Annotated in this window: 18 protein-coding genes; 12 read left to right on the top strand and 6 right to left on the bottom strand. The window is 67.8% G+C overall.

Annotation, left to right across the window (positions count from 1 at the left end; all coding sequences use genetic code 11):
- Positions 1-56 precede the first annotated feature (56 nt).
- Both ACFWF1_RS31615 and ACFWF1_RS31610 read right to left on the bottom strand, forming a co-directional pair.
- Positions 57-701, bottom strand: coding sequence for a TetR/AcrR family transcriptional regulator (locus ACFWF1_RS31615; RefSeq protein WP_379283464.1), 645 nt, complete (start codon positions 699-701; stop codon positions 57-59).
- Positions 702-704: 3 nt separating this feature from the next.
- Positions 705-1385, bottom strand: coding sequence for a TetR/AcrR family transcriptional regulator (locus tag ACFWF1_RS31610; protein WP_379283463.1), 681 nt, complete (start codon positions 1383-1385; stop codon positions 705-707).
- A 333-nt stretch (positions 1386-1718) separates the two neighbouring features.
- On the opposite strand from ACFWF1_RS31610, the gene ACFWF1_RS31605 reads away from it, so the two are divergent.
- The 9 genes from ACFWF1_RS31605 to ACFWF1_RS31565 all read left to right on the top strand — a co-directional run bounded on the left by ACFWF1_RS31605 (position 1719) and on the right by ACFWF1_RS31565 (position 10277).
- A complete protein-coding gene (locus ACFWF1_RS31605; RefSeq protein ID WP_379283462.1) occupies positions 1719-2573 on the top strand; it encodes an MlaE family ABC transporter permease in 855 nt (284 codons plus the stop codon).
- Entirely contained in the window at positions 2573-3439 is an 867-nt protein-coding gene (locus tag ACFWF1_RS31600) for an ABC transporter permease (protein WP_379283461.1), read from the top strand. Before ACFWF1_RS31605 ends, ACFWF1_RS31600 begins: the two co-directional genes overlap by 1 nt.
- A 4-nt stretch (positions 3440-3443) precedes the next feature.
- Positions 3444-4487, top strand: coding sequence for an MlaD family protein (locus ACFWF1_RS31595; RefSeq protein ID WP_379283460.1), 1044 nt, complete (start codon positions 3444-3446; stop codon positions 4485-4487).
- Positions 4484-5506 carry an MCE family protein gene (locus ACFWF1_RS31590; RefSeq protein ID WP_379283459.1) on the top strand — a complete coding sequence of 341 codons (1023 nt, stop codon included), beginning with the start codon at positions 4484-4486 and terminating at the stop codon, positions 5504-5506. The genes ACFWF1_RS31595 and ACFWF1_RS31590 overlap by 4 nt, the downstream gene beginning before the upstream one ends.
- Entirely contained in the window at positions 5494-6531 is a 1038-nt protein-coding gene (locus ACFWF1_RS31585) for an MlaD family protein (RefSeq protein WP_379283458.1), read from the top strand. The genes ACFWF1_RS31590 and ACFWF1_RS31585 overlap by 13 nt, the downstream gene beginning before the upstream one ends.
- Positions 6531-7631: an MlaD family protein gene (locus tag ACFWF1_RS31580; RefSeq protein WP_379283457.1), complete on the top strand. Its 1101-nt coding sequence runs from the start codon at positions 6531-6533 to the stop codon at positions 7629-7631. Before ACFWF1_RS31585 ends, ACFWF1_RS31580 begins: the two co-directional genes overlap by 1 nt.
- Positions 7628-8689 carry an MlaD family protein gene (locus tag ACFWF1_RS31575; protein ID WP_379283455.1) on the top strand — a complete coding sequence of 354 codons (1062 nt, stop codon included), beginning with the start codon at positions 7628-7630 and terminating at the stop codon, positions 8687-8689. The genes ACFWF1_RS31580 and ACFWF1_RS31575 overlap by 4 nt, the downstream gene beginning before the upstream one ends.
- Complete coding sequence (locus ACFWF1_RS31570) at positions 8686-9660, top strand: MlaD family protein (protein ID WP_379283453.1); 975 nt, start codon at positions 8686-8688, stop codon at positions 9658-9660. The genes ACFWF1_RS31575 and ACFWF1_RS31570 overlap by 4 nt, the downstream gene beginning before the upstream one ends.
- Positions 9661-9761: 101 nt before the next feature.
- On the top strand, positions 9762-10277 hold the full coding sequence (locus tag ACFWF1_RS31565; protein WP_379283452.1) for a hypothetical protein: 516 nt from the start codon (positions 9762-9764) through the stop codon (positions 10275-10277).
- On the opposite strand, the gene ACFWF1_RS31560 is transcribed toward ACFWF1_RS31565, so the two are convergent.
- The gene (locus tag ACFWF1_RS31560) at positions 10270-10911 is read right to left on the bottom strand and encodes a hypothetical protein (protein WP_379283451.1); all 642 of its coding nucleotides are present in this window, start codon (positions 10909-10911) and stop codon (positions 10270-10272) included. The two genes, ACFWF1_RS31565 and ACFWF1_RS31560, sit on opposite strands and share 8 nt — an antisense overlap.
- Before the next feature lie 137 nt (positions 10912-11048).
- Between ACFWF1_RS31560 and ACFWF1_RS31555 the strand changes: the two genes are divergently transcribed.
- On the top strand, positions 11049-11816 hold the full coding sequence (locus ACFWF1_RS31555) for a TetR/AcrR family transcriptional regulator (RefSeq protein ID WP_379283449.1): 768 nt from the start codon (positions 11049-11051) through the stop codon (positions 11814-11816).
- 5 nt (positions 11817-11821) lie between these two features.
- Here the strand turns inward: ACFWF1_RS31555 and ACFWF1_RS31550 are convergent, their stop codons facing one another.
- The 3 genes from ACFWF1_RS31550 to ACFWF1_RS31540 all read right to left on the bottom strand — a co-directional run bounded on the left by ACFWF1_RS31550 (position 11822) and on the right by ACFWF1_RS31540 (position 14196).
- A complete protein-coding gene (locus tag ACFWF1_RS31550) occupies positions 11822-12469 on the bottom strand; it encodes a pentapeptide repeat-containing protein (protein WP_379283448.1) in 648 nt (215 codons plus the stop codon).
- 67 nt (positions 12470-12536) lie between these two features.
- On the bottom strand, positions 12537-13790 hold the full coding sequence (locus ACFWF1_RS31545) for an RNA polymerase sigma factor (RefSeq protein WP_379283447.1): 1254 nt from the start codon (positions 13788-13790) through the stop codon (positions 12537-12539).
- A 1-nt stretch (position 13791) separates the two neighbouring features.
- Complete coding sequence (locus ACFWF1_RS31540) at positions 13792-14196, bottom strand: YciI family protein (protein ID WP_379283907.1); 405 nt, start codon at positions 14194-14196, stop codon at positions 13792-13794.
- 324 nt (positions 14197-14520) lie between these two features.
- On the opposite strand from ACFWF1_RS31540, the gene ACFWF1_RS31535 reads away from it, so the two are divergent.
- Together ACFWF1_RS31535 and ACFWF1_RS31530 are read left to right on the top strand one after the other, a co-directional pair.
- The gene (locus ACFWF1_RS31535; RefSeq protein ID WP_379283446.1) at positions 14521-21735 is read left to right on the top strand and encodes an amino acid adenylation domain-containing protein; all 7215 of its coding nucleotides are present in this window, start codon (positions 14521-14523) and stop codon (positions 21733-21735) included.
- A 21-nt stretch (positions 21736-21756) separates the two neighbouring features.
- Positions 21757-22923: a serine hydrolase domain-containing protein gene (locus ACFWF1_RS31530; RefSeq protein WP_379283445.1), complete on the top strand. Its 1167-nt coding sequence runs from the start codon at positions 21757-21759 to the stop codon at positions 22921-22923.
- The last annotated feature ends 118 nt before the right edge of the window (positions 22924-23041 follow it).

The following is a 23041-nucleotide window of genomic DNA, read 5'->3' as shown; positions in this document are numbered from 1 at the left end:
GGCTTGGCGAAATCTATCAATGCGCGGCCGTTCGGTGGGGCAAAACGACGAACTGGTCAGGGCACGCGCAGAAACATTTCGTTCAGCATGGCGATGATTCGGTCGCTGTCGAATCGGACGGGGTCGTCGAGGACCAGTTGGGTCGCGGTGTGGATGATGGTCTCGAAGACGCGGACCAGGACATCGATATCGACGTCCTCGGCGCCGTGTTTGCCGGAAAGCCACTCGCCGAGGGCGTGATTCAGTGGCGCGCTCAGGTCGTCGCGGGACTTCTCGATGCGGTCGCGCAGGATCGGCGGGACCCCGTCGATCGGGAAGTAGATCAGCCGCCAGCTGTCGGGCACGGCGCGCACCTCGGCGAGCAGCCTGGCCAGTGCCGCCGACAATGCGTCGGCGGGATCCCCTTGTGGCGCTGCGGATTCGCTGCCGAACATCGATCGGTCCACCGCTGCGCGCAGGCGCGCGCTCTCGCGTTCGATGAGCTCGTGCAGCAGGTCGTCGCGGCCGGCGAACGAGTCGTAGACCACCGGCCGGGTGACGCCGCCGCGCTCGGCGACCGCGGCGATGCTGACGTCGCCGAATCCGCTCTCGATGATGATTTCCAGTGCGGCGTCGAGCAATTGGGCCCGGCGGTCGGCAGGCGCGAGCCGCTTGGCGTAGCGGCGTCGCTGCGGCTTGGCTTCCGGCTCCGGCTTCGGCACCGGCTATCCCGCCTCTGCGGCGAGCGTCGCCTCGGTCATCCTGCGCAGCATCCAGCGCAGGGTACGCGACACCGCGTCTCGCTGTGCGCCGCCGTCGGCCAGGGCCAATCGAACGCCGGTCTCGCCGACACTTGTTATCGCGTGGCTCAGCAGCTCCGCGTCGATCACCCGGTCGTGCAGCGCGGCCACCGCCGCGATCGCCGCTTCGGTCTGCTGCCGAATCTCGTTCCTGCCGTGTTCGATTCGGTCGTGCGCGGCGGCGGGCAGGCCGTCGCCGGACATCACGACCAGCTGCCAGGTCTCGGGTGCGGACTGCACCATGTCCAGGAAGACGTCGACCGCGTCCACCGCGAGGCCGACGATGATATCCGCCGGGTCGGCGTCCGGCGGAATGGCCGGCTGCGCGGCGGCGGCCATCGCCACCACCCGCGCCTTCTCCCGGTCCAGCAGTGCCGCGAAAACCTCGTCGCGGTCCCCGAATTCGGCGTAGAGCGCGGGGCGGGTGACCCCGGCCGCGCGCGCGATGGCATGCATGCTGACCCCGACGTATCCCTCCCGGACGATGACCCCCCGCGCCGCATCCAAGATGCGCTCGCGTCGCGCCGACACGATCTCCTCCAGTGGTGCTCGAGCGGTGATCATCAGGTCGGTCGACCGGTGATCCGGTGGCGTCAGTGTACGCATCGGCTATAACTGCCGTGGCGGCATCGGGAGTCGAGTACTGCTGATGAACGATCGGATAGTACGTGCTCAGCTCGGCCTCGGTAGCGAAATTGACACCGTTGTTCTCGAGCCGAACCGGTGTTACCGTGTGCCGAGCGTTGGTGGGGCGGATCACAGTTGGGCAATCAACCACACCAACGACGCGCGAGCACACGACCTCACCGACGCGGTTGTCGAGAACTGTCAACATCCTGGCCAGCCGAGCCACGAGTAACTCCCCCGGTGTGACCTACCGTGCGGAGAGCCTCTGCACGGATCACCGATCGATCCGCGGACGAGGCAGTAGGAGGATCAATGAAGGGCGCTCCCCCGCTCACGGAGCAGGCAGGCTCCACCTCGGCCGGGCAGATCGTCCGCGAGAACCTCACCGGCACCGCGCTTTCCAGCCTGCGCACCTTCGGGCGCGCGGTGGACCTCGGCCTCGAGTCGGTGCGCGGCACGGTGACCGACGTGCTCGGCCTGCGCTTCCAATGGTCGGAAATGCTGCGCCAGGCTTGGTATCTGATCACCGTGACGGCGATACCCGCGGTGCTCATGGCCATTCCGTTCGGGGTGGTCGTCTCGCTGCAGGTGGGCAATCTGATTCACCAGCTCGGTGCCGACTCGATGATCGGCGCCGCGGGCGGGCTCGGGGTGATCCAGCAGGGCGCGCCGATCGCCACCGGGCTGCTGCTCGGCGGCGCGGGCGCGTCCGCGATCGCCGCCGATCTCGGCGCGCGTACCGTGCGCGAGGAGATCGACGCGTTGCGCACGATGGGAATCAGCCCGGTGCATCGGCTGGTCATTCCGCGGGTGACGGCCATGCTGCTGGTCGCGCCGCTGCTGAACATTCTGATCATCTTCGTCGGCATCGTCGCCGGTTACGCGGTCGCGATCGGCGCGCAGAACGTGACACCGGGCAGCTACTGGGCCACCTTCGGTTCGTTCGCCGTGCTGACCGACGTGTGGATCTCGCTGGCCAAGGCGACGCTGTTCGGCTTCATCGTGGTGATCGTCGCCTGTCAGCGCGGGCTGGAGGCCAAAGGTGGGCCGCGCGGGGTGGCCGACGGAGTCAATGCGGCCGTGGTGGTCTCGGTGGCCGGGATCATCGTGGTGAACCTGGTGATCACCCAGGTGGTGGCGATGTTCTTACCGCTGCGGGTGGCCTGATGACCGCGACACCGTATGCGCCGAAGGGCCTCGGCTGGGCCTATCGCGTTGTCCGGCAACGCGGTCGGGTGTTCGCGCCGATCGAGACCGTCGGGTTCATGCTCGGCTTCGTCTTCCAGGCGCTGTGGGCGATCCCGCTCACCCTGCGCCGCTATCGGGCGCAAACCATGCGCACCATCACCGATATGACCTGGGGCCGTGGGTCGGTCCTGGTCGGCGGCGGCACGGTGCCGATGCTGGTGGTGCTCGGCATCGCGATGGGCGCGGGCGTCGGCATCCAATCCTTCGCGGCCCTCGACCTGCTCGGCCTCGGTCCGGTGACCGGTGTGGTGTCCGCGTTCGCGAACACCCGTGAACTGGCGCCGATCGCGGCCGCGGTCGGGTTCGCCGCGCAGGCGGGCTGCCGGATGACCGCGGAGATCGGCTCGATGCGGATCTCCGAGGAGATCGACGCGCTGGAATCGCTGGGGCTGCGGTCGATTCCGTTCGTGGTCACCACCCGGGTGATCGCGGGTGCGGTGGCGATCGTGCCGACATTCCTGATCGCCCTGGTGCTCAGCTATGTCGCCTGTTCGACCGTGGTGGTGCTGCTGCACGGCCAGGCGGGCGGCGTGTACGACCACTACTTCTTCCAGTTCACCAGCGGCTACGACGTGCTGGCCGCGGTGATCAAGATTCTGGTCTTCGGTGTCGCGGTGATCCTGATCCATTGCTACTACGGCTTTTTCGCCTCCGGCGGACCCGAGGGCGTCGGCATCGCGTCGGGGCGGGCGGTGCGGGCGAGCTTCGTCGCCATCGTCGCCTTGGACATGGTGCTGTCGATTCTGCTGTGGGGCGTCAACTCGGCCATCGAATTCCCGGGGTGAGCTGATGCCGAACTACAGCATGCCCGGCGTCTCGATGACCCGCCGCGGCGCACTGGTCGTCGGTGCGTTGGCCCTCATCACGACCACCGTGGTAACCCTGTGCTGGCGCGGCGTTTTCGACAACGCGGACGCCGACCGGGTGCGCATTCAGTTGCACACCGAGCAGATCGGCGAAGGCGTCATCCCGGGCACCAAGGTGCGGATGGACGGCGTGACGGTCGGCGAGATCGCCACCATCACCAGCGCCGAGCAGGGCCGCCAGCTGATCACCCTGGACCTGGACCGCGCCGAAACCGCCTCCCTCACCGACGCTTTCACCGTCGACTACGCGCCGGACAACCTGTTCGGGATCAGCGCGCTCACCCTGCGCCGGGCCACCGGCGGCGCGGCGTTGCACGCGGGCACGGTCATCGATCTGGCGGGCCGCAACGCCGGCAAGGTGACCGACGTGACGATGGGCAGCCTGCTGCGCTCGCTCACCGACACCTCCACCGAGGTACTCACCCCGAAGCTCACCGAGCTGATCACCCGGTTCAACGGCGACTTACCCGCCTTCACGCCGCTGTTGCAGTCCATGGTCACGCTCAGCCGCGCGGTCGCCGACACCCAGCGCTACCCGACGCCGTACCTGCTCGATCAGTACGCCGCGCTGTTCGGCGGGATCGGCACGTTCACCTCGGCCACCTTCCGGCTGCTCGACGCCGTCATGAACATCGAGGTGTTCGTCAACGACCGTGCGAAGTACGACGCGTTCATCGGCATGGTCGTCAACGACGTGTTCCCGGCGATCGGCCAGGTCGGCGACGCGGCGCGCGGCCAATTCCTCGGCTACGCCCAGATGCTCACGCCGCTGCTGGAAGCCATCGCCGCGACGGTGCCCGACCCGCAACGGACCAGGGCCGAGGGCACCGAACTGATCGACCGGCTGAACCGGATGTTCGCCGATACCCCGGACGGGCCCGCGCTGAACGTGGACGTGGTGCTGCGCGGCATGCCGGGCCTCGCGACACCGCTGTTCGGCAGACAGAGCCCCGGGGGTGTTCGATGAAACAATTGTCTATTCGCTCGATCATGGTGCGGCTCAGCGTGTTCACGGTCGCGATGGTGGTATTGCTGGTGGTGGTCGCGCAGGCGATCACCCGGCCGATCGGCGGCGACACCGACGGTTTTCGCGCGCGATTCACCGATGCGAGCGGCCTGAAGACCGGTGACGACGTGCGCATGTTCGGAGTGCAGGTCGGCAAGGTCAGCGCGATCGACCTCGACGGCGCGACGGCGGTGGTGCGGTTCTCCGTGCAGCGGGATCGGCCGGTCTACGACGCCAGCGTGCTCGCCATCCGCTACCAATCGCTCACCGGGCAACGCTATGTCGACATCAAGCAGCCGGACCGGCCCGGCACCCGGTTGCGGGCGGAATCGACCATCGCCGAGGCGAATACGATTCCGTCGTTCGATGTCACCCAGCTGTTCAACGGGTTACAGCCGGTGATCGCCCAGTTCTCCCCCGGCGCGCTCAACCAGTTCACCGAGAACGTGCTGGCCGTGATCGACGGCAACGGCTCCGGCATCGGGCCCGCGCTGGAATCCCTGGACAAGCTCAGCCGATTCGCCACCGACCGGCAGGCGGTGATCAGCACCATCGTGGCCAATCTGAGCAGCATCTCCAGCCAGATCGGCGGCCGCTCACCGCATCTGGTCACGCTGCTGCGCGGGCTCGCCGATGTCTTCACCGCGTTTCGCGCGAAGCTCGATGGGCTGCTCGATTTCGCCGCCGTGGCACCGTCCGCGCTCGCCCCGCTCAACAGCCTGATGGACACCCTCGGCTTCACCGAGAACACCAACCCGGATCTGATGACCGACCTGCGGCTGCTGTTTCCCGACCCGCAGGCGGCACTGGACCTGCTCGGCAGGCTGCCCGGACTGCTGCAGGCGCTCAGTGCCGTGCTGCCGCCCGCCGGTGCCGCGGCGAGCGAGGTGAACCTGACGTGTTCGAAGGGTTCGGCCGAGCTCCCGGAGGTCATGAAGATTCTGGTGGCCGGGCAGAGGATCGCCATATGCAACGGGTGACACCAACAGGCTTGCTGCACAAGCTGATTCCGGACCACGCGCACGTCGACCGGCACGAGGCCGCCAAGAATCGGCACGAGCTGCGGCTCGGTCTGCTCGGTGCCGCGTTCGTCGCGGTGCTGCTGTTGATCACCGCGGCGATCTATGTGGTGCCGATCGGCAAGTCAACCTACACGGCCGAACTCGCCGAGGCGCAGTCGGTAAAGGCGGGCGATCAGGTGCGCGTCGCGGGGATCACCGTCGGCGCCGTCACCGGGCTGGAACTGAAGCCGGATCGGGTGCGCATGACCTTCACCGTCAAGCGCGGCGTGTTCCTCGGCGACGCGACCTCTTTGGAGCTGCGCATGCTCACCGCGGTCGGCGGCCACTACGTGGCGGTGTTCCCCGCGGGCTCGAAGCCGCTCGGCGACAAGGTAATTCCGATCGATCACACGCGTCTGCCCTACAGCCTCATCCGCACCTTGCAGGACGCGGCGCAGCCCACCCGCGACGTCGACGGGGATACGCTCCGGAAAAACCTGGCGGCCCTGCAGGATTCGCTGGATCAGAGTCCGGACGCGTTGCGCCGGATCGGCGGGTCGGTGCAGTCGTTCGTGGACATATTGAATCGCCAGAACGCCGAAGTGTCTCGCGCGCTGACGGTGATGAACGAATTCCTCGCAACCATCGATCAGAACAAGGGCCTGGTAGGTGTATTCGTGCGCCAAATCGGGATGCTGCTCGTCGAGGGACTCGACAAGAAGGCCGAGATCGAGGTGGCGTTGCGGATCACCGCGCAACTGCTGTCCAGGATCGCCGCGCTGGAACCGGCGTCGCGGGAGGTGCTGGAACCGCTGGCCGGGAAACTGCGCGAGACGCTGCCGCAACTGGCCGAACTCGGTGCGCAACTGGATGTCGCGATTCCGGCGTGGCGGGAGTTCCGTGATCGCCTGGTCGCCGCGACCGCGGGACCGGACGGGATCGTGATCGACCAGGCCGCGCTCACGCCGCAGGTGTGTGTGCCGGTGCCGGGGCGGGGGTGCTGATGAAACGTCTGCTTGCCGCGCCGGGTTTCGTCACCGTGGTCGGTGCGCTGCTGCTGGCCGTCGTCGCGGTCACGGGATACGTCATCGCGTTCGATCCGGCCAAGAAGATGCTGAGCTACTGCGCGCTGATGCCGGACGCGGTCGGCCTGTACACCGGCAATCAGGTGACCACCCTTGGCATTCCGGTCGGCACGGTCACCGCGATCCGGCCGGAAGGCACCGCCGTCCGGGTCGACTTCGAGGTGGCGGCCGATCATCCGCTGCGCGGGCAGCCCACCGCGACCACCCTGTCGGACAGTCTGGTCGCCGACCGCACGCTCGCCGTCTTCGGCGAGCCCGCCGCGCCGGCCGAATGGGACCGGAGCCGTTGCCTCACCAAGACTTTCACACCGAAGAGCATCAGTCAGACGCTGGAAGGCTTCTCCCAGCTCGCCGCTCAGCTCGGTGGAGGCGACAATCCCGCCGATCAGACCCGAATCCGAGACGGTGTCAACGCGCTGCAGGCGGCCACCGCCGACACCGGCCCGCGACTCAACACCCTGATCAAGGAGCTGGCCGGGGCGTTGCGCCAACCGGATGCCGCGATCGGCAATATCGGGCACCTCATCGACGCGTTCGCCTCGATCGCCGGGAGCATCGCGACGAACTGGGATGACATCGCCACGGTCCTGGTGCGCGCGAATACCGGCATCGCGTTCGTCAACGACATCTGGTCGCGGGTCGTACAGATCGTCGATTCGCTGCTGGTGCTGTTGCCGTGGCTCAACCGTCTCGCCCGGGATTACGGCAGGCCGCTGCTCGGCGCGCTCGACGGCGCGGTGCCGGGACTGCGGCTGCTGGCCGCGAATGTCGGTTCGCTGCAACAGGTCGTGCACATGATCCCGGCGATCGTGCAGGCCTTCCAGCAGACGATCGATCCGGCGACCGGCTGGCCACGGATCACTTATGCGGCACCGAAAGTTGCGCTGCCGCAGGAACAGGCGGATCAGGTGTGTGCCGCGATCAATGCGGTGCGCCCCGGTCGGTGCGGCTCCTCGGCGGACGGCCTCGCCGCGGTGGATGTGGTGCCGATGATCCTCGGATCGGTGGGGGCGCGATGACTGGTTCTGGGACAAGACGATTCAGGCTAGAGGTCGTCGCGGCCGCGGCGGCGATGCTACTGACCGCGTCGGGTTGCGCGTTCGACCCGTCCACGGTGCCGGTGCCCGGCGCGTCGGTGTCCGGTCCGACCTATCAGGTGCGCATCGAACTCGCCAACGCGCTCAACCTGCCCACCCAGGCGAAGGTGGTGGCCAATGGCGCGCAGATCGGCAGCCTGCGCGCGGTGCACGTGGTGGATCCCACCGCGGCGAGCAGCGGCCGCGTCGATGCCATCGTCGAGATCTCGAGTTCGGTGAAGTTGCCGGCGAGTACCACCGCCCAGCTGCGCCAGAACACCTTTCTGGGCGACATCTACATCGGACTCACCACTCCGGCAACGGGTTTCGCCGACATCATCTCGGACGGCGGCACCATCCCGCTACGCCAGACCAAGGCCGCGTTGCAGGTCGAGGACCTGCTGGCGGGTATGTCGACCTTCGTCGGCGGCGGCGCGCTGCAACAAGCCCAGGACATCGTCAACCGGGTGAACGCGGTACTGCCGGAGCAGCCCACGGAAACGGCGCGGATCTTCGAGGTGCTCGGTCGCGACGCCACGGACGTCGCGGCCGAGACGGGCTCGGTGGACCGGATGCTGGACGCGATCGAGAAGGATCTCAATGCGGTACTGGACAATCCGACCCAGCTCGACGCGTTGCTGAGCGATCGGGGCGCGGTGGAGATCCCCGCGGACGCGCAGTCGCTGGTGATGACGCTGGGTGTAGTCGGCGGGCTCGGTGTCGTCGGGCACGCGGTGCAGTGGCTCGGGCCCGCGCTGGAAGCCGGTGACGCGACGGCGAAGGCGCTGGTGCCGTTGCTGTTCACGAATCGTCCCCTCGATCTGAACGCGCCGTCCAACCTCAACCGGGTGGTTGCGCTGCTGCGGGACAAGGTCATCCCGTTCGCCGAGCGGGGACCGAAGATCAATGTCACGCATGTCGGCATCGAGGGTGCGGCGGACACCGACGAGCACGTCGCGCGAATGATCGACGCGTTGCGGATGATCGGAGTCGTCCGATGAGGCACCTTGGCTCGATCGCGTCGCTCGGTTCGATCGGCGCGATCCTGGTCCTCGTGGGTTCCTATCTGACCTTCGGCGTGGTCCGGGTCGACTGGTTCACCGACACCACCAGCGCGACCATGCTGCTCGCGGACTCCGGCGGGCTGCTGCCCCGATCCAAGGTGTTGCTGTCCGGCATCGAGATCGGTCAGGTGACGTCCGTGGCGCATCAGGGGCCGTCGGTCGAGGTGGCGTTTCGGTTCGATGCCGAGTATCGGATACCGACCGCGAGTTCGGCTCGGATAGAGGCGCTTTCGGGCCTCGGCGAGCCCTACCTCGAGTTCCGGCCGACCGCGGCGGGCGGGCCGTACCTGCGGGACGGTCAGCGGGTCGACGCGACCACCGTCGCCAAGCCGGTCTCGATCCCCGAAGTCGCGCGCGCCGCAACGCGATTGCTCGAGCAGCTCGATCCGAAGGCGATCGCGGGCATCGTCGAAACGTTCGACCAGGGTTTGGCGGGAACCGAATCCGTCATTCCGCAGCTGTCCCGGTCCACCGATCTGCTGGCGGCGACGCTGCTGAGCCGCACCGACGTGATCCGCAAGATGCTGGTGGACTTGCAGGCGCGCGCCACCGAGCTGTCCTGGGCCGGACCGGAATTGGATAAGGCGGCCGGGCCGTGGGCCGAATTCGGGCCACGGGTCGCCGACGTCGCCGCCGCCGTCGCGCGGATCGCACGGACCGGCAACGGTCCGCCCGACTATCTCATCGACACCGACCAGACCATCGGCTTGATCCCGCTGCTGAAGGAGGTCGCCGCGAAGATCACGCTGCTCGGGCCGGACCTGCAGGCCCTGCTTCCGGTGTTCCAGCCGGTGGTCGCCGCGACCACCGGGGTGGCGCACCAAATCGACCTCGGCGCCCTCATCTCGCAGGCCCTCAACGCCACCAGCCCGGATGGTGCGCTGAACCTGCAGATCACTGTCAAATAGACCAGACGGAGTTACCGACTATGCCAGAGCTGACAAAGACGATCGAATCCCCCACCGCGCCAACGGAACCTGCGCGGCCTCCGGCGACGAGCAGCCGGTCGGTGAGTATCGAGATTCCCACGCTCATTCGTGGCGCAGTCATCGCACTGCTCGTAGTGGCCGTTGTCGCGCTGTCGATCTTCCTCGTCCTCGCGCGCAGCGAGCTGGCCGACGGTCGGGACGCGGCCGCCGATGACCGGCACGCCGAGCAGATCGCCACCGACTACGCCGTTGGCGCGTCGACCATCAACTACACCGATCTCAATACGTGGATCGGCAAGTTGAAGGCCAACACCGCTCCCGCGCTGGCGAGCAAGTTCGATGCCGTCGGGCCGAAGATGGGCGAACTGCTCACGCCGTTGAAATGGACCTCGACCGCCACCCCGGTGACCGCCAAGGTGACCGCGCAGGACAACGGCGTGTACACGGTGAACGTGTTCGTGGATCTCACCATCTCGAATGTGCAGAACCCGCAGGCCGGTCAGGTGACCGCCACCTACACGGTGACGGTCGACGAGCATTCCGAGTGGAAGATCACCGAGGTCGGCGGGATGAATCAGGCGCTGCCGCTCAAGTAGTCCGGACCGGCTTCGCGCGCAACACGGTGATGCTCACCGCGAGCAACCAGAGGATGGTCAGTCCGCCCGTTGTCGCCGTCGTGCCCCAGCCGTTGGCCGCGTAGAAGTTCGCGGGTTCGTTCCCGAAGAACATCGACGGCACGAAGGCCAGGTGGATCGCGGCCAAACCGAACGCCGACCACATCGTCCAGCGCGGCAGCAGGGCGGTGCCCGCGATCGCGCAGCCGAAGGCGGTCAGGAACAAGGCGATCAGCAGCTTCGACAGCGAGCCGTAGAGCAGATATGTGCCGGTGACGGCGATGGTGGGATCGATCGGGTCGGGGGCGGCGATGGTCGCGCCGACCTCGAGGCAGGTGGAGACGGCACCGACCGTCAGCCACAGCACTCCGGCGACCGCGGCGATCGAGCCGAGCCACGCGTACTCCGGACCGCGCACTCGCAGGAGGTACGGGAGCCCGATCATGAACACCACGAGCAGTGTGTTGCCGATGAGCCCGAACATGCTGCGGGTGATGATGTTCCAGTCCGGTGGTGGGCCGTCGTAGATGAAGTAGAGCGGTAATTCGACCAGCATCAGGATCGTGGCGACCAGACCCGCCGTGCCGGTGGTGCGTCTGATGACGGTGCTGTCCATGAACTCCCACTTTCGCCGGCCTGCCGCCCGCATCGCGGCGACCAGGCCCTTTCCTCTTTAGTATATCTCTTATACTATATGACGCATGCTAACGTTCCGGCCGTTCGAGCACAACCGCTGAGGAGGCGAAGGGCACGATGGTCGACGACACCCCGCCGAACGCGTTGGTCCGCCTGTGGCGGCTGCCCATCGGTCCGCGGCTGGGCCGCCCGGCCGGGTTGGATGTCGAGCTGGTCGTCCGCACCGCCGTGGAACTGGCGGACCGGGACGGATTGCCGGGCGCGACCTTGCCGAAGATCGCCGAAACCCTCGGCGTCACACCGATGTCGCTCTACCGCCACATCGGCTCCAAGGAAGAGCTGCTCGTCCTCATGGGCGACGCAGGCACCGGCCCGCCGCCGACTTTCCCAGCGCCAGAAGATGATTGGCGCCCAGCGCTGCGCGAGTGGGCTGTCACCCTCTGGCGGGTGCACCGGCAGCGCCCCTGGCTGACCCAGCTGCCGATCGCCGGGCCACCCAGCGGCCCCCGCGCCATCGGCTGGATGGACGCGGGCCTGCGTGCCCTGCGCGGCACCGGCCTCGACGCCGGCGCGAAGGTCGGCGTGGTGACGGTGGTCAGCGGCTACGTCCGCCAGGCCGACCTACTCGCCCAGCAACTCGAACAGGGCAGGCGCACAACCGGTCTCGACGAATCCGAGACGAACCGCGACTACGGCCGCCACATGGCCCGCCTGATCGACCCGGAACGTTTCCCCGACGCAGCCGAACTCTTCCACTCCGACCTGTTCGAATCGGCTCCGCCGCCGCCGACCCCCGACCCCGCCCAGGACGACTTCGAGTTCGGCCTGACGCTGGTGCTCGACGGCGTCGCCGCGACGATCGCCCGCGCCGGTTCAGCCGGGTAACTCCATCAGCTGTTCCGGACCACGATGCCGAGGTGGCGGGCGAAAGCTGGTGCTAGTTCCATCAATTGGCCGTTGTCGATGGTTGCGCCGCGGAGACAATCCAGGCCGTCGGTGATGTCGAGAGCGCGCGCGCCGCGCAGGTCGACCTTGGTCAGTTTCACTCGGTTCATGACCATGCTTTCCAGCGTCGAGCCGGGGAAAGTGACGTTGGTGAGGGTGGCGTCGCCGAAATCGCAGTCACGCAAGACACATTCGACGAAGGTGACGTCGCGGAGTTGCGCGGTGCGGAAGTTGACGGAGTCGAACTTGCAGCCCTCGAAGCGCATTCGGCGCAGCCGGGAGCCCGCCAGATCGACGCCGGACATGGCGCCGGCGATGACCTCGCCGTCGATCCAGCCGGTGTCGGCGAGTTCGGTGCCGATCCAGCGGACGTTGCGCAGCCAGACGTCGGCGAATCTGGTGTGCCGCATGCTGCCTCTGTTGACGGCCATCGAGGTGAAGGCCGACTCGCTGAAGCGGGCGTTCTGCACGTCGACGTCGTCGAGCTCGCCGCCGTCCAGATGCACGCAGTCATAATCGCCTTCCGGCTCGAGGTCGCCTTCCAGTGGCGCGAGATGGCGCGCGTAGGGCAGGTCTTCGAGCTCGCTGGGCATGCGGGATCCTCCTGATGACGGTTCATGGTGCGACAGCGGTCGAGTATTCCGGTCGGCACCGACAGGTTCATCCCGAGGTCGGTCCCGGATCGAGACGGGCCGCGCGGGCGTTCAGGTACCGCTGTTGCGGCAGGCTCATAGCCCGTTGCGCCGCAACAAGATAGGCGGCGCGGGCGGCTGCGGTGTCGCCGGTGGACTCCAGGAGGTGGGCGCGCACGGCGTGCAGGCGGTGGTCGTCGGCGATACGACCGTCGGCCTCGAGGTCATCGACCAGTTTCAGGCCTGCGTGCGGACCGCGGGCCATGGACACCGCGACGGCGTGGTTGAGCGCGATCATCGGATTGTCGGCGAGGGCCAGCAGGCGTTCGTAGAGCAGCATTATCTGCGGCCAGTCGGTCGCCGCGTAGCTCGGCGCCTCGTCGTGCAGCGCGGCGATCGCGGCCTGGAATTGGTACGGGCCGGGCACGCCGCGCGGCAGGGCCGCGGTGATGAGGGCGATGCCCTCGGCGATGAATTCGGCGTGCCAGCAGGTGCGGTCCTGATCTTCCATCGGGACGAGTTCGCCGCCGGGTCCGGTGCGCGCCGCGCGGCGGGCGTCGGTGAGCAGCAGCAGCGCGAGCAGGCCCGCCACCTCGGCGTCGTCGGGCAGCAGCCGGTGCACCAGGCGGGTGAGCCGGATTGCCTCCGTGGACAATTCGACGCGGTGCAGGCTGGGGCCGGAGGTGGCGGCGTAGCCCTCGGTGAAGATCAGGTAGAGCACGTGCAGCACGGCGGCGAGGCGCGCGTCGCGATCGCCGAGCGCTGGCGGCGCGAACGGGACGCCGCTGTCCTTGATCGTTTTCTTGGCTCGGCCGATGCGTTTCGTCATGGTCGGCTCGGGGACCAGGAAGGCACGGGCGATCTCGGCGGTGGTCAGGCCGCCGACCGCGCGCAGGGTGAGTGCGACCTGCGACGGCGGCGAGAGCGCCGGGTGACAGCACAGGAACAGCAGGATGAGGGTGTCGTCGGAATCCGTCGGCTGCCGATCCGCGGGCGGGGTCAGCCAATCCTCCGGCAGCGCCCACCGGGCGACCGTCTCCTCGCGCTGTTTTCGGGCCTGGTCGCTACGCAACAGATCGGTCAGCCGGCGGGACGCGACCGTGATCAGCCAGGCGCGCGGATTGTCGGGAACGCCTTGGCCAGGCCATTGCGTCGCCGCGGCGAGCAGCGCCTCTTGCACCGCATCCTCGGCGGAATCGAAATGACCGTAGCGACGCACCAGGGCGGCGAGGACCTGCGGCGCGCAGACGCGCAGCAGGTCCGCCACTCCATCATTCGGCATATCAGCCGAACTCGGGCGGCGCCTCGGCCATCGGCCGCACATCCGCATACGCCGTGTCGGCGATATGCGCGGGCCCCGGGCACTTGCCGAGCCCGGCCGCGATTTCGGTAGCGCGGTCGAAGCTTTCGCACTCGACGATCCAGTAGCCCGCGAGGACCTCCTGCGTTTCGGCATACGGTCCGTCGGTGACGAACGGTGCACCGTTCTTGCTGCCGACCCGCCGGGTGTGCACCGGATCGACCAGCGCACGAGTCTCCACCAGTTCGCCGGACGCCTCCAGCCCGTTGTTGAAGTCGGTCATGAACTCGACCATCGCCGCCACCTCCGCGGCCGTCCAGGCGGGCTTGCCGGTGTCCTTGCCCGCCAAGCCGTCGTAGTCCTGCTGCGAGCCGTAGCTCAGGATCATGTATTTCACGGCAACTCCTCTGGGTAGTCGGCACCGCGGTGGCACCGCTCGTCGGGAACGTCGGAGCCGCTGACCATTCTCGGACATCCCGGCCGACAGCATCGCGAAGCAAGATCAAGTGATCTGGATCACAGTTCAGATCCGGCAGACTGGTCGCTCCGAATCACGCAGTTGAAGTTCTCTGAAAGTTTGCGGACGAGCACCTTTCGTCCGGTCCTCGTGCTGAGTCGCAGTACCGACGCCCGCGCTGCGCTGGCGGTGGGCTTGCTGGCACGGGTGCCTCGCAGGCGATGTGACGACAACTCGACGGAACGGAGCGATCTGATGTCAGCAGCAGTGACTGACCCGCCCGCGGAGTCCGACCGACCGGACGCCGAGAACCCGTTCCCGCTATCGCACGCTCAGCTAGGCATCTGGAATGTGCAGCAGGTCGCCCCGGAGTTGCCGCAGACCATTTCACAATATGTCGAGCTGCGTGGCGAACTCGACGTCGAACTGCTCGCCGAAGCCATCTACCGCTGCGGTTTCGATATGCAGAGCCTGCAGGTGCGCATCGTCGAGCTCGGCGACCAGCCGTGTCAGCTGATCGATCCGGCAGTGCCGCTCGGAGTCCTGCACGTGGATCTGCGCGGCGCCGAGAATCCGCGCGCGGCGGCGCTGCAGTGGATCGAACGCGACGTGACGGTGCCGATGGATGTCGCCGGTGCACCGCTCGCGCGCAACGTGGTGCTGCAAACCGGTGTCGCCGAATACTTCTGGTACGGGAAGATGCACCACATCGCCATCGACGGGTACGGCGGCATGCTGCTGTTCCTGCGGATCGCGGAGCGGTACAACGCGCTGCGCAACGGCGTCGAGGCGAGCCGGACCATGGCCGAGTCGCTGTACACGATCTACCGGCTCGAGCGGGACTACCGCGCGTCCGCGGACTTCATCGAGGACCAGCGGTTCTGGCGGGAGCAGGTATCGCACCTGCCCGAGGTGTTCACGCTGAGTGGCCGGGCCGCGCCCGCGAACCGGCAGCGGCTGGTCGAGGAGGGTGTCCTCACCGACGACGCCGCCGGCCTGCTCGACGCGGCCCGGACCGCGCTGCGGGTGTCGCGGCCCGCGTTGTTCGTCGCCGGGCTGGCCGGGTATCTGGCCGCCGCCAGCGGGAATCGCGATGTCGTGCAGAGCCTTCCGGTGACGGCGCGGACCACGGCCGGGCTGCGCTGCTCCGCGGGTTTCGTCTCGAATGTGGTGCCGCTGTACATCCCGGTTGCCGAGGGCGTACGGATCGACGAGCTCGCCGAGCAGACCCATCGGCAGATCACGGCAGTGCTTGCGCATCAGCGTTATCGACACGAGGACATCCGGCGCGACCATGACGCAGGCCGTCGCTCGCGCGGCCTGTTCGGGCCGAGCATCAATATCATGTTGTTCCACAACGAGATTCGACTCGGCTCGGCCGTGGGATCCACCCATGTGGTGTCCACCGGGCCGGTCGAGGATCTGTCGATCAATATCTACAACGGGCCACGGGATGAGGGTCTGCATGTCGACTTCGTCGCCAATCCGGACCGTTACGCGGTCGATGAGCTCCGCGATCATCATCGGCGTTTTCTCGACTATCTCGCCGAATTCCTTGCCGCGGCACCGGAAACCGCGGTGTCCGAGCTGGCGCTGATGAGCGCGACCGAACGCAGCTTGGTCGAGGCGGAAGATGCCGCGACCGGAGTTGCGGCACCCGAGGTGACCTTGGTGGAGTTGTTCGAAGCCGCCGCGACGGCGAATGCCGGGGCGACGGCGGTGAAGTTTCTCGACGAATCGCTCAGCTATGGCGAGCTCGATGCTCGGGCGAATCAGCTGGGGCGCAGGCTGATCGAGGCCGGGGTCGGCCCGGAAGCGCTGGTGGCCGTTATTGTGCCGAGGTCGCTGGACCTGGTCGTCGCGCTGCTCGCGGTACTCAAGGCAGGCGGTGGGTATCTGCCGATTGATCCGAGCGCTCCGGCGGATCGGATCCAGTACCTGCTCGGTGATGCGCGTCCGGTGTGTGTCGTGGTGTCCGCTCCCCCCAGCCTTGAGCTGCCTGCCGGATTGCCCGCCATCGAGGTCGATCGAGCGGCGTTGTCCCGGTTCGACACCGCGACGATCACCGATACCGATCGACGCGCGCCATTGCTGCCGCGCAATGTCGCGTACGTGATCTATACGTCTGGTTCGACGGGGCGACCGAAAGGCGTGCAGATCCCGCATCGCAATGTGGCACAGCTGTTTACCCGGACCGCGGAGTTCTTCGGATTCGACGAGCACGACGTGTGGACGATGTTCCATTCGGCGGCGTTCGACTTCTCGGTGTGGGAGTTGTGGGGCGCGCTGCTGCACGGCGGTTCGCTGGTGGTGGTCGACTATTACACCTCGCGTTCGCCTGCCCAGTTTCTGGAGCTGTTGCGGCGCGAGCGGGTCACGGTGCTGAATCAGACGCCGTCGGCGTTCTATCAACTGGCCGAGGCGGATCGGGTCGAGGGCGCCGGTCTGCCGCCGCTGGCGTTGCGGTACCTGGTGTTCGGCGGCGAGGCACTCGAAGTGCGTCGGCTGGCGGATTGGTATGCGCGGCATGAGGATTCGCGGCCGCGGTTGGTGAATATGTACGGCATCACCGAGACCACGGTGCATGTGACATTCGGCGGGTTGGACCGTGCCGCCGTGGCCGCACCGAACGCCGGTGGCGTCGGCCGGGCGATCCCCGGTCTCCGGATTCTGTTGCTGGACAGCAGATTGCGGCCGGTCCCGCCGGGTGTCGCGGGTGAGATCTACGTGGCGGGCGATCAACTGGCCCGCGGCTACCTCGGTCGGCCCGCGTTGACGGCGAGCCGGTTCGTCGCGAATCGGTTCGGCGGGCCGGGGGCGCGGTTGTATCGGTCCGGTGATCTCGGGCGGTGGCGTCCCGACCGGGGGCTCGAATATCTCGGCCGGGCCGACCATCAGGTGAAGATCCGCGGCTTCCGGATCGAACTCGGCGAGATCGAGGCGGCGCTGCTCGAGCACGAGGCGGTGCGGCAGACGGCCGTGATCGTGCGCGAGGACGAACCGGGTGACCGGCGGATAGTGGCCTATGTGGTCGGGCATCCCGATATCGCGGCGCTGCGGGACCACGCCGGATCGCTGCTGCCCGGGTACATGATTCCCGCGGCCTTCGTGCCGGTCGAGGCAATTCCGTTGACCGCCAACGGCAAACTGGATCGCCGCGCGCTGCCCGCGCCCGTACCGGAGGTGACGGCGTACCGCGCGCCGCGGACGCCGATCGAGCAGGGCGTGGCGCGCGTCTTCGCCGAAGTGCTCGGCGTGGACCGAATCGGCGTGGACGACAGCTTCTTCGCGCTCGGCGGGAATTCACTGGCGGCGACCCGGGTCGCGTCCCGGCTCGGTGCCGCGCTGAACACCAAGGTGCCGGTTCGGTTGCTGCTCGAGCAGGCGACCGTCGCAACGCTCGCCGCGCGGCTGGCCGAGCAGACGGGGGCCGGTGCCCGGATCGCGTTGCGCGTTCGGCCCAGACCGGCCCGGATTCCGCTGTCACCGCAGCAGCAACGGCTGTGGTTCATCAACCGATTCGATCCCGAATCAGGGACGTACAACATTCCGTTCGCCTTGCGGATGCGAGGCGACCTCGATATCGAAGCGCTGCGCGCGGCATTGGCGGATGTCATCGATCGGCACGAAGCCCTGCGGACCAGCTTTCCCGACGGTCCGGACGGCCCGAGTCAGGTGATCAGGCCGGCAAGTGCTGCGCCCGCGATGCCGCTCACCGACCTGTCCCCCGCCGAGGTCGAGGACCACCTGCGGGCGTTGGCTCGGCGCGGCTTCGACTTGACGAGCGACACCGCGTTACGGGTCGAGCTGCTGCGCACGGGCGACCACGATTATGTCCTTGCGATCGTCATTCACCACATCGCGGCCGACGGCTGGTCACTGACGCCTTTGTGTGCCGATCTGATGGCGGCCTATCGTGCACGTCAGGGTGGACAGCCTCCGCAATGGGTGCCTCTGCCTGTGCAGTACGCGGATTACACTCTCTGGCAGCGGGATACGATCGGCGACGAGTCGATGCCCGGCAGTGCCGCGGCGAGCCAATTGACCTACTGGCGGTCCCAGCTGGCCGAGCTGCCCGACGAGCTCTCCCTCCCTTACGATCGGCCACGGCCCGCGGTGCAGTCCTTTCGTGGCGGTCGGGTCGGCTTCGCCATCGATGCCGAAACCCATCGCGCGCTTGCCGAATTGGCGCGTTCACACAACGCCACCTTGTTCATGGCGGTGCATGCCGCCCTGATCGTGCTGCTGGCCAGGATTTCGGGGGTAGCGGAGGTAGCGGTCGGTACGCCGATCGCCGGTCGCGGTGAGGCCGAGTTGGACGAGGTGATCGGGATGTTCGTGAACACGGTGGTGTTGCGGACGCGGATCGATCCGAGCGAGTCGTTCACGGATCTGCTTGCGCGGCAGCGCGATATCGATGTCGATGCGTTCGCCCATGCGGAGGTGCCGTTCGAGCGGCTGGTCGAGGTGCTCAACCCGGTTCGCTCGACGGCACGGCATCCGCTGTTCCAGATCATGGTGTCGGTGGACAGTTCGGCGCCGGTGCGGGTGGAGCTGCCGGGGGTCGAGGTGGTCGCGGCCGAGATCGATGCCGGTATCGCCAAGTGGGACTTGCAGTTCGCGCTGACCGAGTCCTTTACCGCCGATCGTCGCGCGAGTGGACTCGACGTGTGCCTGACCTATGCGACGGACCTGTTCGACGGCACGACGGCCGAACTGATCGGTCGCCGGTTCGCCAGGGTGCTGTCGGCGGTGGCCGCTAACCCGGCGGTCATCGTCGGGGATATCGAGATTCTCAGCGCGGCGGAGCGGACGGCGTTGGCGGCTGTGCGCGGACGGCCCGCGACCGCAGCGGTCACTTTGGCCGACTATTTCGCCGCGGTTGTCCCACAGTCGCCGGATCACGTTGCGGTGCAGGCGGGTTCGGTGCAACTGACCTATCGTGCACTCGACGCGCGGGCGAACCGGCTCGCCCGGATGTTGATCGGCCGTGGGATCGGCGCGAATGATGTTGTCGCGCTGGGATATGCGCGGTCGGTGGACAACGTGATCGGCTGGCTCGGCGTCGCCAAGGCGGGCGCGGCGTTCCTGCCGATCGATCGCGGTCATCCTGCCGAGCGGATTCGGTCGGTGCTGTCGGACTCCGGGGCTCGGGTCGGTCTCACCACGACGGACGGCGCGACGAGCCTGCCCGATACCGTGCCGTGGCTGGTGGCCTCGGATCTGGACGCGTTCGATGCGGCACCGGTCACCGATGCGGATCGGGTGCGGACGGTGCGTGTCGACGACCTCGCCTATGTCATCTACACCTCCGGCTCCACCGGGACGCCCAAGGGTGTCGCGGTAACCCACCGCGGCCTGGCCAGTTTCGCGGCCGAGCAACGCGATCGGTATCGGGTGCAGCAGGATTCGCGGACGCTGCACATCGGGTCGCCGAGCTTCGACATCTCGGTGCTGGAGCTGCTGATGGCGTTGTGCGCGGGTGCGACGATGGTGATCGCGCCGACCGACATCTTCGGCGGCGACGCGCTGGCCGAGTTCCTGGCTCGGGAGCGCATCACGCACGCCGCCCTCACCCCCGCGGCGCTGGCGAGCATCGACGCGGTGCGCTGGCCGTTGCCGCGGTTGCGGCTGCTGGTGGTCGGCGGCGACGCGTGCGGTACGGAACTGGTCGAGCGCTGGGCACCCGATCGGGACCTGCTCAACGCTTACGGCCCGACCGAAGCGACTGTCGCGGTGACCATTTCCGAGCCGATGCGGCCGGGCGGGCCGGTGGTGCTCGGCCGGCCGATCCGTGGCGCCGGGGTCGCCGTGCTCGACCCGCGGTTGCATCCGGTGCCGCCCGGCGTGGCGGGTGAGCTCTATCTGGCCGGGGTCGGGCTGGCGCGCGGCTATCACCGGCGGCCGGGGCTGACCGCCGGTAGATTCGTCGCGACTCCGCATGGCGGGGTGGGTGAACGGATGTATCGCACCGGCGATCTGGCGCGGTGGACGGCCGCCGGTGAGCTCGTCCTGCTCGGCCGGGCCGACCATCAGGTGAAGATCCGCGGTTTCCGGATCGAGCTCGGTGAGATCGACTCCGCGCTGGTGAGTCATCCCGAGGTCGCGTATGCCACCACCGCCGGGTACGAGATGCCGAACGGGACAACGATTTTGGCGTCCTATGTGCAGCTGACACCCGCTGCCGAATGCGGAGCGAGCGACCTGGCGGGCTACCTGTCGAACCGGGTGCCGAATTACATGGTGCCGCAGTCGATCACCGTGTTGGACACGTTGCCGCGCACGCCCGCCGGGAAATTGGATCGGGCGGCGCTGCCGAAACCGGTGCTGCGGGCGCGGGCGGGTTATCGAGCGCCGCGTTCGGCGGCGGAGTCGGCGCTGTGTGACGCCTTCGCGGAGGTGCTCGGTCTGGATTCGGTGGGCGCGGACGACAGTTTCTTCGAGCTCGGCGGAAGTTCGCTGCTGGCAACGCGAGTGGTCTCGGTGGTGCGCGCGCGGCACGGGTTCGACGTGCCGGTGCAGGCACTGTTCCTCGATCCCACACCGGCCGGTGTCGCCGCCCGGCTCGAGCCCGGCGCTCATGACGTCGCGGGCACGATCGATGCGGCCTTCCAGACGATGCTGCCGATTCGGGCGCAGGGCTCGGCGCCACCACTGTTCTGTGTGCATTCGGTGAGCGGCGAATCCTGGAGTTACGCAGGACTACTCGCGCATCTCGGGCCCGAGCGGCCGGTCTACGGGTTGCAGATCACCGATCTGGTCGAGGCCGGTGCCGAGGTCGACACGGTCGAGCTGCTCGCCGAACACTATGTCGCGGAGATCAAGAAGGTACAGCCGGACGGGCCCTACCACCTGCTCGGCTGGTCGCTGGGCGGCGTGATCGCCTACGAGATCGCCGGGTGCCTCGACGAGGCCGGAGATCGAGTGGCGCTGCTGTCCATGCTGGATACTCGGCTCATCGAGGGCGACCTGGAGGTCGCCGATCCCACCGCCGGTGAGCTGCTCAGCGCACTGCTCGGTGACGCGGCCCGGGTGCGGGACGAGGTCACCGCCGAACAGGCCGCCGCGCTGCTGCGTGCGCATCAGGGCCGGTTCGCGTCGCTGACCGCCGCACACGTCGAGCGGCTGTATGCCAGCTATCTCGTGTGCTCGCGCATGGGTTTCCGGTTCAAGCCGCGCGGTTACACCGGCGACCTGCTGTACTTCACGGCCGACACGGATTCCGCGCCCGTCGACGAGCACGGCCGGATCGTTTCGGCCAGGGGTGCGGCGGCCTGGTATCCGTTTGTCGACGGTGCGGTGCACGAGCATTTCGTCGCCTGCGCGCACGGCGAGATGACCTCCCCCGAGGCGCTCGCGGAGATCGGGCCGGTGCTGAGCCGCTACCTCGAAGAGGCCGCGTTCCGGGCCGAAGGGCAGGCGGCGTGCTGTTGCGAGCACTCTCCGCACTGTGCGAAATGCGCGAGTTGATCGCGTGACATGCTGGGTCGCATGAGCATTGACGGAACGGTGGCGCCCGGGTTCGAGGCGGTCCGGGCGGCGTTCGCCGCGAATTTCGCTGATCAGGGTGATATCGGGGCGGCCGTGTGCGTGTATCGGGACGGGCAGCCGGTGGTGGATCTATGGGGCGGGCTGGCCGATCCCGACAGTGGGCGGCCGTGGGAGCGCGACACGCTGCAACTGGTCTACTCGGCGACCAAAGGTGTGGTGGCGGCGGCGACCCATCTGCTGGTCCAGCGCGGTCAGCTCGACCTCGACGCGCCGGTCGCGCAGTACTGGCCGGAATTCGCGGCGGTGGGGAAAGCCGAGATTCCGGTGCGCTGGTTACTGACTCACCAGGCCGGTCTCGCGGCGATCGACAAGCCGGTACCGCTGGCCGAGGCGCTGGCCTGGACGCCGATGGTCGACGCGCTGGCCGCGCAAACGCCGAACTGGACGCCGGGCACCGATCACGGCTACCACGGACGGACCTACGGCTACCTGGTCGGTGAGGTGATCCGCCGCATCACCGGACGCACCGTCGGCCGGTTCCTGGCCGAGGAGATCGCCGGGCCGTACGGCATCGACTTCTTCATCGGTTTGCCTGCCGCCGAACAGCATCGGGTCAGCCGATTGGTGTTCGCGCCGAAGCCGGACCTCGATTCCGTGCCGGACGAAATGATCCCCGAGGAGATCCGTCCGATGGTCGCCGCGATGCGCGACCCGCAATCCTTGACGAACCGAGCTTTCCAGATCACCGACCCGCCGGACATCGACTTCAACTCCCCCGCCGTGCAGGCCGCCGAAATACCCGCCAGCAACGGCATCGGCACCGCCCGCGGCCTGGCCCGGCTGTACGCGTCGCTGGTCGGCGAGGTCGACGGCAAACGGCTCCTCACCCCGGACACCCTCGCCGCCGCCATCCGCGAACAGACCAGCGGCATCGACCGCGTCATCATGCTGCCGGACCGCTACGCCACCGGCTTCATGCTCCCCATCGCCGACCTGACCCTCGGCGGCCCGAACTCCTTCGGCCACCCCGGCCGCGGCGGCTCCCTCGGCTACGCCGACCCCACCCGAAACATCGCCTTCACCTACATCACCAACCACATCGTCGAAGGCGCCCTCGACCTACGCGCCCGCAACCTCGTCGACGCCCTGGAAACCGCCCTCGGATAACACCGCCGCGCAAACTTCACGGCGCGCACAATGTCGCCCGCCGCGCACGAATTAGCCTCCCGCGCACCAATTTGCCAGCAATATCGCGCGCGTGCCGACGGAACGCGCGCGGCACGGC

Source organism: Nocardia sp. NPDC060255 (assembly GCF_042727395.1).
In the GTDB taxonomy this organism is placed as follows: domain Bacteria; phylum Actinomycetota; class Actinomycetes; order Mycobacteriales; family Mycobacteriaceae; genus Nocardia.
The sequence above is the reverse complement of the archived record's forward strand: the minus strand, read 5'-3'. Positions and strand labels throughout refer to the sequence as shown.